We start from the raw sequence: 16,065 nt of genomic DNA on the forward strand, positions 1-16,065 counted from the left end.
AGAGACGCGCTGTTTGAAGCGTCTGGGAGCGGGAGAGTGGGGGAGTTATTTGTATCAGGATTTTTGTAAAATGGTATAAGGGTGTTTCATTCATAGCGGGCGGCACACCACCTACTATGAATGAAAGGCAAATCCGTCAAATCCTCTTTCCTTCTGCCCTCTGCGGGGACCCCACAAATTCGCGATTCGGAGAGCAAATTTGTGGGGAACCCCTTCTGCCTTCTGCCACGGCGTTCCTTGAACGCGAGGCGCAGCTTTGCAAAGAGCGCCTCCTCTGCCTTGTTTCTTGAGAATGAGGAAGATCACGCCTCTACTCAATCGTGTGTAGTATATATAACTATCGTCAATTGTTAAATACGCTGGAATTTTAAGTTCTTACTTGAACTAATTCAGTGATTTTCCTGTGTACTTAAAGTTAAAAAAGCAACCTTTGCTGCTGCTTGTTCGGCAGCTTTAATAGAACGGCCCTTGCCTTCACCAAATTTTTGTCCGTGCAACCATACTTGGGCAATGAAACGCTCTTGATTATTATGAGGCTGACTAATTTCTACAACTCGATATTCTGGTAAAACCTTAAACTGGGCTTGAGTCCATTCTTGGAGAGCAGCTTTGTAATTTAGTCTGGCTGGATCGAGGCGAATTTCTGCTGCCAGTTCTTTAAAGTGAGGATCTAGCCAAGGACGAATTAAATCTAGGTTGTTGGTGCTGAGGTAAAGCGCTCCTAGAACTGCTTCAAAAGCATCTGCTAATCTTGACTGTTGACCAGCTTTGTCAGCAGTAGCACTGCCAGCTACAAGTAAATATAGTTCAAAACCGTAAGAGCGTGCTAGCTGAGCTAAAATGCGATCGCTCACTAATACCGAACGAATTGCTGCAAAATCTCCCACCGGACAACTTGGATAATTTTCCCACAACACAATGGCTGCCACCAACCGCACCACAGCATCACCAACAAATTCTAGATGTTCATAATTTGCTGACTCAGATACGGTTGGATGAGTCAGTGCTAAGTCCAGCAGTTGCCATTTAATTGGTGCTTCTACTGCCAAACCTAATTTTCTGACTAGACTTTCAAGTTGTCGTTGTCGGCGTGGATAAGCGAGGGTCATCCGATTTTAGATTTTGGATTTTAGATGTTGGATTAGGTTTGATAACCCTTGAAACTCTTGTCAATAGCTGATTTTAAGTAATATACCTGTTTTTTATACAAATAACGTACAAAAAACGCTCAATGTAATAGCAATGTTACATGGATAATACGAAAAAACTGGGTACAAATAACATACAACTTTAGTTTATACGGTCTTTAGGAAATATAGCTTTTTGAGTATCCAGATATAGAATTTGACTTCTCCTCGGCTTGAATCACAAAACACAAAATAACCGACTGGCCGCGACTTTATTTTATTAGTCACAACTAGTCAGTTATTTTGCTACTATTTGGCTTTAGGTTGGTTTAGTGCTTTTTAGTTACTTGCCGTAACTTATACCTTGCCTAACAAGTAAGCAATTTGCTATTATAATTTTTCATCAGTTTAAAAATTACCTTTTTGCCCAACTACCTCGTCGGTTATCCTCCCTTGGTCTTGCTTTGTTGACTTTAAGTTGACGACCCATCCATTCAGCGCCATCCAATTCGGTAATCGCTGCATCTTCTTGGGCGTCTTCATTCATTTCAACAAATGCAAACCCGCGCAGTCTACCTGTATCGCGGTCAGTCGGTAACACAACTCTTTTAACCTGGCCGTATTCGGCAAAAACAGCTTTCAAGTCTTCTTCGGTAGCGCTGTAGGAGAGATTGCCAACGTAAATAGTCATTTGGATCACGTAAGTCTCAACTTGAGGCGGCAAATTCAGCTAAAAATATAGTTAATAGGAACGAAAAGAATTTCGTTGGCTCTGATTAACAAGGGTGGATACCGTAGCTGGTAACCAACCAACTATTCAGGCTGAACTTTCGCGTACGCTCATATGATAACCGATATTGACATTTTTTAAAGTATGAGAATTTACAAACCCCTTTAATTTCAAATCAGTCTCTCTTATATGTGGAGTTTTGCTTATGGAAAAGTAGGTTTTATTTGATATTTATTCATGCTTATCGAATTAAATATACCTATTTGTGCAGATGCGAAATTTGCCACTTTATCGCTTACCTTGAATGGAACAAAAAACAATAACACATGTGGGCAAATTGTTGCTTATACTACAATTTATAGGCGATCGCGCTTTTTTTAAAAGTCTTTTTCACTACAATTAGAACAATTCTGGCTGGCATTGGGAAGAGAAACAGCAATAGTTATCTTCCCGTACTTATAGCCAAACTAGGCCTTATGCCCTCCAATTTTTGGTCATTAGTCTTTGCTCATTAATTATTTTTTATTGGTGAATTTAGCAATAATATCTTTAGGCGTCGTGACTGGCAAATCTAGTCAAAGACATATACCTAACAACCAATGACCAATGACCAATGACTGTTTTGTTTATTCAATCGCTATTGATTGTGGGCCACTAGACTTACCGTTGTTTTGTTCAACTGTAGAAGTTGCGTGAATATTTGAGCCAGTCTGTTGATTCAGCCAGCTTTTAACAGGATCATCAGCAAGATTGAGTCGCAGCACTCCCGAGAAGAAGCCACCCATAAATGATATTGGGTGCTGGGCTAATTGTTGAAAAATAGGCGTCAGTTCATCAACAAACATACTATAAGTCTCCTAAATTGCCTGGATCATTCTCATCAAATGTGACTTTTACTTCATCGTAGCGTGTGAGATGAAACTTGTTGCGATGTAGATAAAAAAAGTATAAATGCTAACTTTTATTCTTCTAGTGACGTTGACTTGATATAAACGCGATCGCATTCATACCAATTTTAATTTGCGATTGAAAGCATTTGCTCAAAGACTGTTCCTTTAAAACTCAAGTAAAATTAACCATCCCTCAAAATTACCAAAAATAGGAAGAAGGCAAGCAATCTAAATTCTTCCTTCTTCCTACTTACTAGGTTAACTAATTAATTAGGATTTTCTTCAGGCAACATACATTTATCTGAATCACAACCTGCGGGCCCAACTTCCATTAATTCACCGAAATCATAACGACTCAATGCGGTGTGAAAATCATGCGTTTTCCGATGCATTTTTACTTCTTGCATTAGCTCCTCATACCGCTCTTTTGTAATTGGTTCAAAAGGCAAGCGTGGAAAAGTTTGATGGTCGTCAAACCGTGCTAAAAGAGCAGCACTGATGTATCCTTCATCGTCACGAATAGTTTCGTATATACGAGTTCCCAAAGCTTCTATTTCTTGCTCTCGCAACTCAATCGTAGCAGAGGTATTATGTGTCACATAAAATTTCTGCACTTGCATATAGAAATCCATTTGAGATAGGGCGCTAAATTTACTAATGTCAACTTCATCAGCGCCTGGTAAATCTGCCCAAGGTACGGCGACAGGAATCTCTACCAACCACTCACTTACCCTAGAATCAAAGGGGTCATTTAACAAATTACCCTGTTCATCCTTATCAGATTGAGAAGGTATGACATTATAACCATAGTCAATACATGCTAAGGCTACAGGGTCATTTTTGCGGAAGGTGATTCTGCGAATAAATCTTTGGGCTTTGGGAGGATGCCATCCTGGAGAAGCACCAGTCAACAGAGATTTAGTGCCACTGGGTTGGACTGTAGTGCAACGATTTGGACGCTTGAGATTGTGCTTTTCACAATAATCCCAAACTACCCGATGCACAATATCTTTCCACGTACTCAAATATTTTTCTTCTTGACGTTTAAACGCCAATCCTTGAGCAGTGTTTGGCCTTCCTTCAGCCCACCAATGTAACCAATCAATCCCAAAAGCATGAACAAAGAAATCAAATAAACCAGTGAAAGAAACGCCGACAATCGGGTCAAGTTCACGGGCTTCTTGATAGCGTGGTTCTTGGAATTTGTGATGCAAAAGAGCAGCTACAGATAATGCACCTGCGGTGAAAGCTTCTTCCTGTTCTTTATAGTTATGTGGGTCAATTTGATTGAGATGAACCTCTGACAAATTACAGTGGAAGTTACTACCGATAATTTCACCACACGGATTCAAGCCAAATCTAGCCAAACGATGTTCCAGTTCACGCTCATCAAGGTTGGGATAGTGTTCCTGCAACCACTGTTTGGCAGTACCTTGTTGATAAGCTTGTAAAAATTCAGTTTTCAAGCTGGCGGTAGACAGTAAATCACAGTTAGCCCTGGCTACAGCTTCACCAGCCCATTGAATTGCACCTTCACCACTGTAGTACTGTTTACGAACAGCATCAACACATTCTTCTAATGTTGGCTTACGGTGAAAAACTCTGGTATGGTTCGCCATTCGCAGTGAATCCCGTTCTGGATCAATACGCCAGTTACCGTTTTCATCCTGCTGCCAAAGGTTTGCTTTGGCATCGGCAAACAAATTATCATCGTTGTTGCCTTGACGCATCCCAGCGCTGTTATGTGTCAGATAACCATCACAGTAGAAACAATGAGCTTCTTCGACTTCAATGTCGTAAGTTTGGACATAATCGTAACTGCCCAGTCCTTTGACTGTAACGGGAATATCCAGTGAAGTATCCGCCTCAGCAACGTAGCGTTCATAGTTGGCATCAACAGAACAAGAACCTTGAAATCCCATTTCCCGCATTTCACTGTAAGTGTAAGCTTCCCGCATAATTGTTCCTGGCACGGTGCAGCCGTACATTTTCAGTCCTTGTTTGATTTCTCCTTTAACGCTGTGGGGAGCTATCAAAGCGTTGTAACGCTCTTTTAATGCTGGAATTGTGAGGTTGTATTTAGCTTGCCATCTCTTTTGTTGAGGATAAACAATGCTAATTCTACCGGCAATTCCTAGACTGGATAAAACTGCTGCAACTTGCCTAATAAATGAGCGGTAAACTGTAGTGATGAGGTGAGGTGGGCGGTTATTTACAGCACCGTCACTATCCATCAATCCTGCTAGGTAAGCAGCTCTAATATCTATTGAACCCTGCAAAATAAAACTAGGGACTTGCAAAGGAATATTAGGCTGCTTAATGTAGCGATAAAAATATTCTGCGAAGCGAATAGAGGAACAGATGGATTTAGCAGTATTTTCGCCTTTGACACTGGTGTGAGTTGCACTTAGTCCAAATAAAGCCAATGCTGCATCTATTTTTGTTTGAAGTCTAGGTAGAAGTTCCACATCCAAGCCGTTCATTGCCCATTCTACGCGGCCATAGGGCTTTCCATACTTGTTACGACCAAGAGCAATATAGCCATCTCCATGGGTAAATCCAATCAACCAAGCAATTTCCGGTGTTAGATCAGGAACAATAAATGATTTGACATTTCCACTTTGAGTTGGTCTTTCTTGTGTAAAGTCAGGGGGTAGGTGAGTTACTGTACCAGGTAAGACTTGTGTATTGTGTAATAGGCGATCGCCTTCCACAAGACTCGCTATTGGCTTCCAAGTAATTCCCCCTTTAGCATCTGTAAGAACTGCTTGTCTGTGGTTTAAAGTCGCTCTGGGATAAGTGGCATTGGTTTCTATCTCATAAACTTCCTGAAATCCTTGGTCAAATTTATCAACCACTCGTCTGAATCCCAAGGGGGTTTGTACTAAGTCACCTACTTGGATATCACGTATGGGAACCAGACCTTGGAAAGTATGAACCAAGGCATCTTCAGGTAAACAACGTCTGATATTACCTGCAACAATTGTGACAGCAGCTTCATCAATTAACAGACAACACTCCACAGAATTTAATTGACGTCCTACTGCTTTATTAAGGATAGAAGCGCAGCGCTGATACAATCCAGGCAATTTTACGGGATTGGCAACTCCTCCAAAGCCGTTGAGAATTTCTCCAGCTTGGCGTACATCGCTGATATCAACAATTACTTGTATTTCTTGTGTAAATCTTTCATCAGTAGAGAGTTCCAGTAAAGTCTGATATGATTGCACCCAGCCTTGGCGGCTGTCTCCTACATAGATGGTAACGCGGTGAGCATTAGTATCTATTTTTACTTCTGTAAATTCACGCCGTTCTAGACGGGGAGTAAAACCAATTTCTCCCTGTACAGTTACATTTAAGCGATTACGAATAAGGGGCAATTGGTTGATGTATTTTGGTTCTAAAACTGCTCCAGTACCGCAGCCCATCATTGCCAAATCCATCATCAAGCCAAAAGCACTCCAGTTCTGGAGGTTGGTAGAAGTGCAGTTGTAAGCACCAGAAAAATTCTGTGGCTTGGCTATCCAGTCTGTGCCACCAACCCACAACCAGCGCCCACTGGGTAAAGCTTTCAAGTTACGCTGCATCCGTTCGAGGATCTCAGCCTCTTGTGGTTGCAGTTTTCCCAAGTTAATTAAACCACCTAAAGTGCGATCGCATACCTGCTCCCATGTCTCCCTTGTTTGTGCCTCTTTACGGCGGCTGTAAGTTCTAAAAAACACTGGGTAGGCCGCTGGGGCTGTTTCTGGAAAGTTTGCACTCTGGCGTTTGCGTTCAAGCTCTCGAACCATAAATCAAGCCTTGTTGGTCTCTAGTCAAATTAAGACTATACGTCAACTAGTCGCGAGGGTCAAAGGTTGAAAAAAGAATCAGTTTGCGGTAAGTTTATCTCCACGAGTAATTATCAATCTTGTAAGCTTAATTGTGTCTAATATCCCTAATCTAAAATAATTCATATTTTCCATTTTGACAGCATATTTAATCCTTTAGATATATTTATTTTCGCCTGGAAAAGCTAGAATAGACGCGGTTTTCCTCTTTCGGCTGTTCGCAGTCAATCACAACAGCTTGAAACCCTAATTTTAATGATTTTAAGTTTATTGAAAAATTATTAAATAATTATTTTTTCTAGTCAAAAATATTGTTTTTGTACAGAAGCAAGATATTTTAATATATAAATTTTATTATTCAATAACTATTAAAATAAACCAAATACTAAATAATTTAATAAATCAGAATAGACTTGAGTGCGAAAATATAATATTGAAATGTATTAATTGATTTTTTATTAAAATTTCAAGACAAAATCGGAAATAAATCGAACAGTAATAATACTGAGTAACTACAATTAAATATCTACTGAAGTATAGATATGTTCCAAGATGAATGATATTTGATGTAGCAGTATTTTTGCCTGCTTTCAGCAAAAATTCGGTTTTGACCAAAATAATATTTTTGATAAATTGAAATAACTTATATGTAATTCCTTATCTATGACTAATGGAACATATAAAAGAGCAGATATATAATTTGTTCTTCTGCCAGCAGTGAGAAAAGAAAGTATGTACAGACTCTGACAATAGGTGTTTGTCAGATGCCATTGGTTAGACATATACTATGATTGAAAATACTTTACTTTCTTATGGCACTAGTATTTTTGCACTTGCATAAATCAGAGTGCGATCGCAAACAGTTTGTGAAACAAATATATTTTCACAACTTGTTTAGTGAGATAATTAGATTGTGAGGAAAAGAACGGAGACACGTTAATTGTAAAGGGGGAAATATGAAAACCAAAATTTTGGCTGCTCTAACTTTAGTAACTCCCCTGTTCTTCACTGGCGCAGTTAGTGCCAATAATCCGCAGCAAATACAAAAGCTGTTATCAACTGGGGAATGTGTAGGGTGTAATCTATCAGGAGCAGACCTCAGTGGCGCTCACTTAATTGGTGCTGACCTCAGAGGCGCAAATCTCCAAGGTGCTAACCTGGAAGGAGCAAATCTTGAGGGTGCTGACCTTACGGGGGCAAATTTGGCAGGTGCGAACTTAGAGTCAGCTTTTGCGACCAATGTTAATTTCAAAAATGCCAATCTCAACGGCGTCAACTTTACCAGTGCTACAATTTTAGATTCCAATGTGCATGGCGCCTCAATGAATAACCTCAATATTACCAATGCTGAGATCTACAACACTGGGATAGGTATTGGTGGTGATAGTGCGGATATTCCAGATTGGGACTAAATAGGCATATATCCACGCATAAGGTGAGAAAGATTTTTTACCCCACCTCAACCCTAAGCGAAATCAGAGAAGAAGTTAACCAACAGATTTATTAGTTAATCCTCCCATTTCTAAGAAAAAATTTAGAGGTGGGAGGATTTTTGCTCAAAATTAATTTTTAATTATTTTTTAATCTATAAAATTTGGTTGAAAAAGTACTAGCTAATTTGTTTACGTGGGTTTAGCCATTGCATACCACAAATATTTTTAAAAGTCTAGGCTAAATGAATACATAAAAATTTTTATTAAGTATTAATATCAATTCTACTCTCAGCATTGAGAATAACAGCTTAAGATTGCCTAAATATCAGGTAAAATCGGCATTTAGGCTTGTATAAATAAGGGATGAACTTATTGGTGCATGATTTGTACTCCAATGAGTACGATCATAAACAGCTTACCTGTCTGATGTCAGTCCACCAGATGGGCAAAACAGGCAAGAGCAAAACTTGAACTTTGGTTCAAGGTACATGCCTGTATGTGTAAAGTGATGTGTTAGTGCATCGCCGACTCAACAGCCTTTTGGTTGTAATTGTCCCGATTAAAGTAACTCAACTGTCACAATCATGGGAGCGGAAATGCAAGAACCGGAAGTAGTAGAAACAAAGTCTCCAGAGGCAATAGTGCCAGATATGAACAACCAAACAGGAACCATTACTAAAATCCAACCCACTGTGCAAACTCAAGACCAATGGTTGAAGTACGGAGAAATCGCTTCTAGCTTTTTAGCGACACTACCTGAATACCTGGGAAGCTTTTTTAATAAATACAGACAGCCCCTGGTTACGATTGGTTTAATTGTGGGAGCCATTGTCGCTGTTAAAGTTGTCTTGGCGATCCTAGATGCTTTAAATGATATTCCTTTAGTGGCGCCGACTTTTGAATTAATTGGTATTGGTTACTCTGCATGGTTTGTTTACCGTTATTTACTCAAAGCCTCTACCAGGCAAGAGTTAACCAATGAAATTGCAACTCTCAAATCACAAGTGGTCGGTAAAGACGCCTAAAACTGAGTAATTCAGTACCTAGAGCGATCGCAACGCTGGTACGCTATCAATTACTGCTGGATCTCGCCTCCTCCCAAGTGGTCAAGTAGATTCTTAGCAACTCTTGACCACTTGTGCCATCACATCTAATTAGGCGCTTTGACAATATATTCAGATTCAATTGCGTCTAACCTTCCTGTTCGCACCAAAGCTTGATAAACCATAGCCGCTACCTCTGCACGGGTAGCTTCTTTATTGGGATTAAGCGCTTTGGGATTAGGATAATTAACCACAAGACCATTAGCTGTGGCAGCTGCTATTTTGCCAATAGCGTAGTTAGGAATTTCTTTAGCATCCCTGTAAAAGCTTAAAATTTGAGTTTGAGAAGCAGGAACATTTAAATTCATTCCACTAGTCAGGGCAACTAATACCTGGACTCGCGGAATCTTTTGCTGTGGTCTAAAAACTTTGTTAGGGTAGCCTTTTAAGAACCCTGTACTAATGGCTTGGTCAATGGCTGAGTTTGCCCAAAACCGAGGTGGCACATCCTTAAAAGAGATTGTATTCTTGGTCTTGCTAAGTTCTTTTCCAAATGCTTGTTCTACAATCGCAGCAAATTCAGCGCGGGTGACAGGCTGATTTGGTCTAAAGGTGTAATCTTCATAGCCCTTAATTATATTCCGAGAGGAAAGCACATCAATAAAACGACGCGCCCAAAAGTCACTCGGTACATCATTAAATGCAATTGGTGGGGGAATTGTTGATTTTTGCTCAGGAATAATTAGTGGTAGGGTTCTGTTAGTAGTAAAGGGTGGAAAAGGTGCTTGTTCTTGCGGCAAATTATTCGGGTTGACAGTGGGAGATGGTGTGACTCTACTTAAATTCTCTTCGGCAGATGCAGATGGTGTTTGACGACTTCCTACATCTGGAGGAGTTGGTATAGCTAAAGGTGTGGGGGAAGTAGTCGGAGTAGGGGAAGGTAACAACAAGCTGTTGAAATTCCAGCCAGACTCCTTACGGGAAAATGACCAAAACAAAATTGCCCCGATAGTGACAAAAGCAACAAGAATGCCAATAAATTCATCAAAGCCGAGGGCATTTGTTTGAGATGACTTAGGATCGGGAGGCGTGTTTGTCATCAGTGATTATCCTAAATTGTTGGTTGTTGATTGGTGGTTGTTGGTTGTTGGTTGTTGGTTGTTGATTGGTGGTTGTTGATTGGTGGTTGTTGGTTGTTGATTGGTGGTTGTTGATTGGTCTTTCTCCTATTACCCATTACCTACTAACCACTAACCACTAACCACTGTACCAGACGTGCCATGGCACGTCTGGTACAACCATTAACAAAGTTTCTCATAACACTCGTAACAAGCTGGGAATGCTGTCTATCGCTTCTAAGGTACGAATTTCTGCCAAAGCTTGGCGGAAATCTCCTTCTCGGACATCGTGAGTAACAACAACAATCTCTGCTAATTCTCCCTGAAAGCCTGTTTGTACAACTGACTCTAAGCTTACACTGTATTTACCAAAGCAGGTTCCCAATTTACCAATTACCCCTGGTTGGTCTTTAGTCAGAAAACGGGTATAGAATCTGGTAACAAGTTCCTCTAGTGGCGTAATTTGACAGTAGTCTTGATGCCTACAAGATAATAAGGCGTTAGGTGTAGCTGTACTGGCTTGTAGTGCTGCTACCAAATTTAAGATGTCAGACGATACAGCACTAGCAGTTGCACCAGCACCAGCACCTGGGCCAAAAAACATCACCTGTCCAATCGGTTCTCCTTCTACAAGAATGGCATTATAAACACCGTTGATGCTGGCTAAGGGGTGTGCTTTCGGAACTAGAGTCGGGTGAACTCTGACGGAAATTGGATGATCGGGTGTAGACGCATAAGCGGCTTCCCGTAGGGTAGGGGTGATGGCGGAAGGATTAACTGTTTTAGCTATTGCTAGTAGTTTAATGACGAATCCCAATTTCTCGGCATAGGCAATGTCTGTCTTGCTGACTTGCCGAATACCCTCACAATAGACATCTTGTAGTTTAATGCGTCCACCAAAGGCTAATGAGGCCAGAATAGCTATTTTGTCTGCGGCGTCTAACCCATCGACATCAGCTGTAGGATCGGCTTCTGCATAACCCAACTTTTGGGCGTCGGCTAAGACATCATCGAAGCTAATGCCTTCAGCTTGCATCCGCGTCAGGATATAGTTAGTTGTACCGTTAACAATGCCTGTTACGGTATGAATGCGGTTGACACTTAAAGATTGCTTAAGGGGTTGAATCACCGGGATCCCACCACCAACAGCAGCCTCTAGCATGACATAAACACCAGCTTTATTGGCAGCAGTAAAGATTTCATCCCCAAACCGGGAAATTACCGCTTTATTAGCAGTGACGACATGTTTGCCATTTTCAATGGCTTTGAGAATTAGCGATCGCGCTGGTTCGAGTCCACCAATGACCTCAACTACTATATCTACCTGCGGGTCGTTGACTATTGCTGCTAAATCTGTAGTTAAGACAGCATCCGCCAATTCTACGATCCGGGGTTTGTCAAGCGATCGTACCCCTACCCGATATATTTCTACATCTCGCAACAACGGGTGACGCCCTGCATTATCTTGTAAAAGTTGCACTGTACCCGTGCCTACTGTACCTAAACCCAGTATTCCCAGCTTTACGCCCACGAATCTTATACCAAATTTCACCAACAACAATTGTAGGGTGGGCATTGCCCACCCTACTAGATCTTTATGTTGATAGTTGGTTGTTGGTTGTTGGTTGTTGTTTGTTCCAAGCAACTACCAACTACTAACTAACAACCAAATTAATATGTTTCAACGTGCCAGCGCCCAGCTTTCTTGAGTTCTTTCTGATAGTCGCTCCAGTTGATACCCTCTTTCGCTGCTGCTGCTGAAAGTGCTGCATCAATGCCATCTTCCATACCACGCAAACCGCAAATGTAGGTGTGGGTTTTCTCGTTCTTAATCAAACTCCACAGTTCATCTGCGTGTTCAGCAACGCGGTCTTGAATGTACATTCTGCCGCCTTGGGGGTTTTTCTGCTCACGGCTAATGGCATAAGTCAAGCGGAAGTTATCAGGATACTTCGCTTGGATTTCTTCCAATTCTTCTTTGTAAAGAATATTTGGAGTTGTGGGAACACCAAAAATCAGCCATGAGAAACCTTTGAACTGGTATTCTGGGTTAACAGCTCTTTCGGCATCCTTGAACATCCGCCACAGATAAGCACGCATGGGGGCAATACCTGTTCCTGTTGCCATCATGATCACGTTGGCGTCTTCATCTGGGGGTAGTAACATTTCCTTACCCACTGGGCCTGTGATTTTAACTTCATCTCCAGGCTTGAGGTTACACAGGTAAGTCGAGCAGACACCGTAGACTGTTTCGCCAGTTTCTGGATGCTTGTACTCTAACTGACGGACGCACAGTGATACAGTCTTGTCATCTACATCATCGCCGTGACGAGTCGAAGCGATAGAGTACAGTCTCAATTTTTCTGGTTTGCCATTCTTGTCCAGTCCCGGCGGAATAATACCGATACTTTGACCTTCTATGTAACGCAAATTTCCGCCAGAGAGGTCGAACTTGAGATGCTGAACAATACCGATACCGTTTTCTCCTACTAATGCTTCATTGGAAATGCATTTACCAATGTAAGGAGCATTAGGGCGGTAAATGTTGACAGGAACGTCAGCGTGGGCATCTTTTTTAGCTTTCGCTTGAGTCATGGTCTTGCCTTTAGTCTCATTCTTCTGGGGCTGTTGCTGGACTGGTGGTTCAGCATTTACAGGTGTGGCATTACCATTTTCTTCGTGAGCAGATTTAGCAGATGTGGCTTTACCATTAGTTTGCTGTAAAACACTGACTGGTTGTATGCTAACAATTCTGCCGCCCAGGCGAGTAATACGTCGCATTTCCTGATTCATGCGGCTGTAAGGCACTCTGATGAACACACTGCCACTGTTACGAATTTGATAGTTCGTCTGATCAGTTTCTTCACTCTGACGCAGACCAACCACCTCGTAAACAAAAACACGGCTACCTGATTCTGTGTTGGCAGCTCCTTCAACAGCACCTCTATAGTACATTCGTTCTAACACTCCGATATTTACTTAACCTTTTCTCAAAAAACCCTTTCACCACATATTCAGCTCTTTTTACCAAATTTTTGGTGACAAAAAACTGATACTTGGAAAAGCGGCATTAGCCAATGCCTTTTTACGTACACTCACCAAAGACACTAAAGCATGGCAAAAGTCACACCTGTTCACCTTCTAAGGTAGAGGATAAGTTCTTTGGAGAATGTTAATAATGAGTCAATTTAATTTTTTTTTCGTGATATGGCATCGCTACAACATAGATAGCTCTCTGTAACCCAAAGTACACCCTGCTTTAGGTGTTTGACTTCAAAATGCCAGTTTAGGGAAGATATGTTTCCAGTTTGTTTCACTTGTGTGTGAAGCCTCTAGTCATATGAAGGCTGCTATGCAGTTAGTGGTTTGGCAGAAAGCTGTCAGTCCTATATCGCAGGCTTTCCAGCTTCATGGTTTTGCATAATTTGATTGTTACCTGACTGCAAAGCTTCATCGCTTAGAGTTTTTGGAATATTTCATATCCACAAAGATACCTTTGTTATGCTGAATAACACAACAAGTACAATCATAGAAGAATATGTAAAGTATTCCGATACAGATTATAAATTAAGTTTTACTTGATGTGAAACATCTGTCAACCTCTACAAATACATGACCAAGCTACTTGTTCGCTCTTTTGTACTTATATAATCAATGTAGTGTTAACTGCCTTACTATTCTGTTTTCTTACTTCTTTCTGAGGATAGATAACATAAAATAGTTTTTAATCTTATCAATTTTTGCTTCTTGCCTAATAAAAATTCAGAAAAGCTTAAAAAGTACTTTAAAAATTAAATTATACCCTATAGACTTGAATTAATAGAGTCATAAGCTGTAACCCTCAATTGCCATAATACTCCCGGAAGAGTTGTGAAACTTGAACTAATGATTGTTGACAGTTTTTGGTGATTGGGTATTTGTGATCTCAAACACCTAATGATTCCAGACTAACAGTCTACTAGTTTGTCATATTAGTTTTGTGATGTGTGTAGTGGGTGCTGCCCTAACGGTAGCGGCTACAGCGTTAAAATCAGCACTTTAGTGCTGGTACAAACTATTCAAAGTTATTGTGACACACTACAAGTATCACTAATCTTAAGGGCAACTGCTTTGCTGCTATGGGAATAAAAAATTCAAAACCCACATTTTTGGGCTTGTGACTTAACTTCAGTAGCTGCACAGCTGGTTTTGAGGGGATTTTTGTGATTCTAAACATTCACAACCATGATTCCAAAAACGCATTTTCTTGCTGATAGCAAGCCTTGTATAGAATAACCCCTTCTGTTAGAATCCAATATATCACTAGGATTAAATACTTACCAGCGACAACTTAGACAACAAAAACGGGTAACAATTATGACTGTTTAGCTTACCCGTTATATGTCTATTGGTGCTGCTGAGTAGCAAGAACGCAGGATAAACCAAAGGGGTAAGCTCCTGGCTTCATGTCTGTAGGTGTGAAAAATTATTGATTGACTCATCTTTAGCATTTAGAGGAGATTTATGAGTAATAAACCAGAACGTGTGGTATTAATCGGAGTAGCCGGAGACTCTGGGTGTGGTAAATCTACGTTTTTGCGTCGTCTGACGGATTTATTCGGTGAGGAGTTGATGACAGTCATCTGTTTGGATGACTATCATTGTCTGGATCGTAAGCAACGTAAAGAAACAGGCATAACCGCACTTGACCCTAGAGCCAACAATTTTGACCTGATGTACGAGCAAATCAAAGCGCTCAAAGAAGGTCAATCTATTATGAAGCCGATTTACAACCACGAAACCGGCAACATCGATCCACCCGAACTGGTAGAACCAAATCATATTGTAGTGATTGAGGGGCTACATCCTTTATATGATGAACGTGTGCGATCGTTAATTGACTTCAGCGTCTATTTTGATATTAGTGATGAAGTCAAAATTGCTTGGAAGATTCAGCGAGATATGGCTGAACGCGGTCACCGCTACGAAGATGTTTTGGCTCAAATCAATTCTCGTAAACCTGATTTTCAGAACTACATTGAACCACAAAGAGAATTTGCTGATGTAGTTCTTCAGGTATTACCTACCAACCTCATCAAAGAGGACAAAGAGCGTAAAGTTCTGCGGGTACGGATGCTGCAACGCGAAGGTAAAGAAGGCTTTGAACCAGTTTATCTGTTCGATGAAGGCTCCACAATCCACTGGACTCCCTGTGGGCGCAAGCTATCTTGTTCCTATCCCGGTATGCAACTGTACTATGGTTCAGATGTATACTATGGTCGCTATGTCTCTGTCCTAGAGGTAGATGGTCAATTCGATAACCTTGAAGAAGTTATTTACATCGAAACTCATCTCAGCAACACATCCACCAAGTATCAAGGCGAGATGACTCATCTATTACTCCAGCACAGGGAGTATCCAGGTTCTAACAATGGTACAGGTTTATTCCAAGTGCTAACAGGATTAAAAATGCGCGCTACTTACGAGCGTTTGACAGCAAAGGAAGCCAAAATGGCGGTTCAAGTTTAAGGCAACAGTGTTTGTGTCTAAATATCTAAGGGACACTCTTAGTGTCCCTTTTTTTTTATGATTAATTGTATTTGACATTGGGTATTGGAACTAAGTATTACCTTTTCCTCGTCAGTATATTTATCTGCCCTTCGGGCAAGGCAGAAGGCAGAGGGCAGAGGTGATAAGGGAAGAAAAAAGTTTTAAGGTATGCCTTAAGCCGCAGCCCAAATTTGGTTTAAGACCCCCACTAAAAATCTATGATTTAATAGTCTTCAATAAGAGGGGGCCCAATCACCCTCTTATTACCTTCTGCCAACTGAGCCTCCTGCCTTCTGCCTTCTTCAATTTTAAAGAATACAGCAGTAAAGAGTGGATTTTATGAAATTAGCAACTGCTTTATCTGC

11 protein-coding genes are annotated in these 16,065 nt (G+C 40.9%); 3 read left to right on the top strand and 8 right to left on the bottom strand.

Going from position 1 to position 16,065, the window contains the following annotated elements:
• Positions 1–389: 389 nt before the first annotated feature.
• The 4 genes from rnc to nrdJ all read right to left on the bottom strand — a co-directional run bounded on the left by rnc (position 390) and on the right by nrdJ (position 6,538).
• A complete protein-coding gene (gene rnc, locus UYI_RS0127070) occupies positions 390–1,109 on the bottom strand; it encodes a ribonuclease III (RefSeq protein WP_016869815.1) in 720 nt (239 codons plus the stop codon).
• A 433-nt stretch (positions 1,110–1,542) separates the two neighbouring features.
• The gene (locus UYI_RS0127075; RefSeq protein ID WP_016869816.1) at positions 1,543–1,818 is read right to left on the bottom strand and encodes an RNA recognition motif domain-containing protein; all 276 of its coding nucleotides are present in this window, start codon (positions 1,816–1,818) and stop codon (positions 1,543–1,545) included.
• Positions 1,819–2,483: 665 nt separating this feature from the next.
• Complete coding sequence (locus UYI_RS0127080) at positions 2,484–2,702, bottom strand: hypothetical protein (protein ID WP_016869817.1); 219 nt, start codon at positions 2,700–2,702, stop codon at positions 2,484–2,486.
• A gap of 311 nt (positions 2,703–3,013) precedes the next feature.
• On the bottom strand, positions 3,014–6,538 hold the full coding sequence (gene nrdJ, locus UYI_RS0127085) for a ribonucleoside-triphosphate reductase, adenosylcobalamin-dependent (protein WP_016869818.1): 3,525 nt from the start codon (positions 6,536–6,538) through the stop codon (positions 3,014–3,016).
• Between the two features lie 995 nt (positions 6,539–7,533).
• On the opposite strand from nrdJ, the gene UYI_RS0127090 reads away from it, so the two are divergent.
• Together UYI_RS0127090 and UYI_RS0127095 are read left to right on the top strand one after the other, a co-directional pair.
• Positions 7,534–7,989 (top strand): pentapeptide repeat-containing protein, encoded by a 456-nt coding sequence (locus tag UYI_RS0127090; protein ID WP_016869819.1) that lies wholly within the window; start codon positions 7,534–7,536, stop codon positions 7,987–7,989.
• Positions 7,990–8,594: 605 nt separating this feature from the next.
• Positions 8,595–9,035, top strand: a complete 441-nt coding sequence (locus UYI_RS0127095) for a CAAD domain-containing protein (protein ID WP_016869820.1) — start codon at positions 8,595–8,597, stop codon at positions 9,033–9,035.
• 125 nt (positions 9,036–9,160) lie between these two features.
• Here the strand turns inward: UYI_RS0127095 and UYI_RS0127100 are convergent, their stop codons facing one another.
• The 4 genes from UYI_RS0127100 to petH all read right to left on the bottom strand — a co-directional run bounded on the left by UYI_RS0127100 (position 9,161) and on the right by petH (position 13,126).
• Complete coding sequence (locus UYI_RS0127100) at positions 9,161–10,153, bottom strand: S-layer homology domain-containing protein (protein ID WP_016869821.1); 993 nt, start codon at positions 10,151–10,153, stop codon at positions 9,161–9,163.
• 11 nt (positions 10,154–10,164) lie between these two features.
• Entirely contained in the window at positions 10,165–10,290 is a 126-nt protein-coding gene (locus tag UYI_RS39865; protein ID WP_016869822.1) for a hypothetical protein, read from the bottom strand.
• Between the two features lie 77 nt (positions 10,291–10,367).
• Positions 10,368–11,702, bottom strand: a complete 1,335-nt coding sequence (locus tag UYI_RS0127110) for a homoserine dehydrogenase (protein WP_026086202.1) — start codon at positions 11,700–11,702, stop codon at positions 10,368–10,370.
• 140 nt (positions 11,703–11,842) lie between these two features.
• Positions 11,843–13,126 carry a ferredoxin--NADP reductase gene (petH, locus tag UYI_RS0127115; RefSeq protein ID WP_016869824.1) on the bottom strand — a complete coding sequence of 428 codons (1,284 nt, stop codon included), beginning with the start codon at positions 13,124–13,126 and terminating at the stop codon, positions 11,843–11,845.
• Positions 13,127–14,674: 1,548 nt separating this feature from the next.
• On the opposite strand from petH, the gene UYI_RS0127125 reads away from it, so the two are divergent.
• On the top strand, positions 14,675–15,679 hold the full coding sequence (locus UYI_RS0127125) for a phosphoribulokinase (protein ID WP_016869826.1): 1,005 nt from the start codon (positions 14,675–14,677) through the stop codon (positions 15,677–15,679).
• The last annotated feature ends 386 nt before the right edge of the window (positions 15,680–16,065 follow it).

It is taken from the genome of Fischerella muscicola PCC 7414, from assembly GCF_000317205.1.
Classification (GTDB): Bacteria; Cyanobacteriota; Cyanobacteriia; order Cyanobacteriales; family Nostocaceae; genus Fischerella; species Fischerella muscicola.

Excerpts from the sequence above, each read along its gene's own strand:
- UYI_RS0127090 (WP_016869819.1), top strand. The coding sequence starts at position 7,534 with ATGAAAACCAAAATTTTGGCTGCTCTAACTTTAGTAACTCCCCTGTTC.
- UYI_RS39865 (WP_016869822.1), bottom strand. The coding sequence starts at position 10,290 with ATGGGTAATAGGAGAAAGACCAATCAACAACCACCAATCAACAACCAA.
- UYI_RS0127100 (WP_016869821.1), bottom strand. The coding sequence starts at position 10,153 with ATGACAAACACGCCTCCCGATCCTAAGTCATCTCAAACAAATGCCCTC.
- UYI_RS0127075 (WP_016869816.1), bottom strand. The coding sequence starts at position 1,818 with ATGACTATTTACGTTGGCAATCTCTCCTACAGCGCTACCGAAGAAGAC.
- UYI_RS0127125 (WP_016869826.1), top strand. The coding sequence starts at position 14,675 with ATGAGTAATAAACCAGAACGTGTGGTATTAATCGGAGTAGCCGGAGAC.
- UYI_RS0127095 (WP_016869820.1), top strand. The coding sequence starts at position 8,595 with ATGGGAGCGGAAATGCAAGAACCGGAAGTAGTAGAAACAAAGTCTCCA.
- nrdJ (WP_016869818.1), bottom strand. The coding sequence starts at position 6,538 with ATGGTTCGAGAGCTTGAACGCAAACGCCAGAGTGCAAACTTTCCAGAA.
- rnc (WP_016869815.1), bottom strand. The coding sequence starts at position 1,109 with ATGACCCTCGCTTATCCACGCCGACAACGACAACTTGAAAGTCTAGTC.
- UYI_RS0127080 (WP_016869817.1), bottom strand. The coding sequence starts at position 2,702 with ATGTTTGTTGATGAACTGACGCCTATTTTTCAACAATTAGCCCAGCAC.
- petH (WP_016869824.1), bottom strand. The coding sequence starts at position 13,126 with ATGTACTATAGAGGTGCTGTTGAAGGAGCTGCCAACACAGAATCAGGT.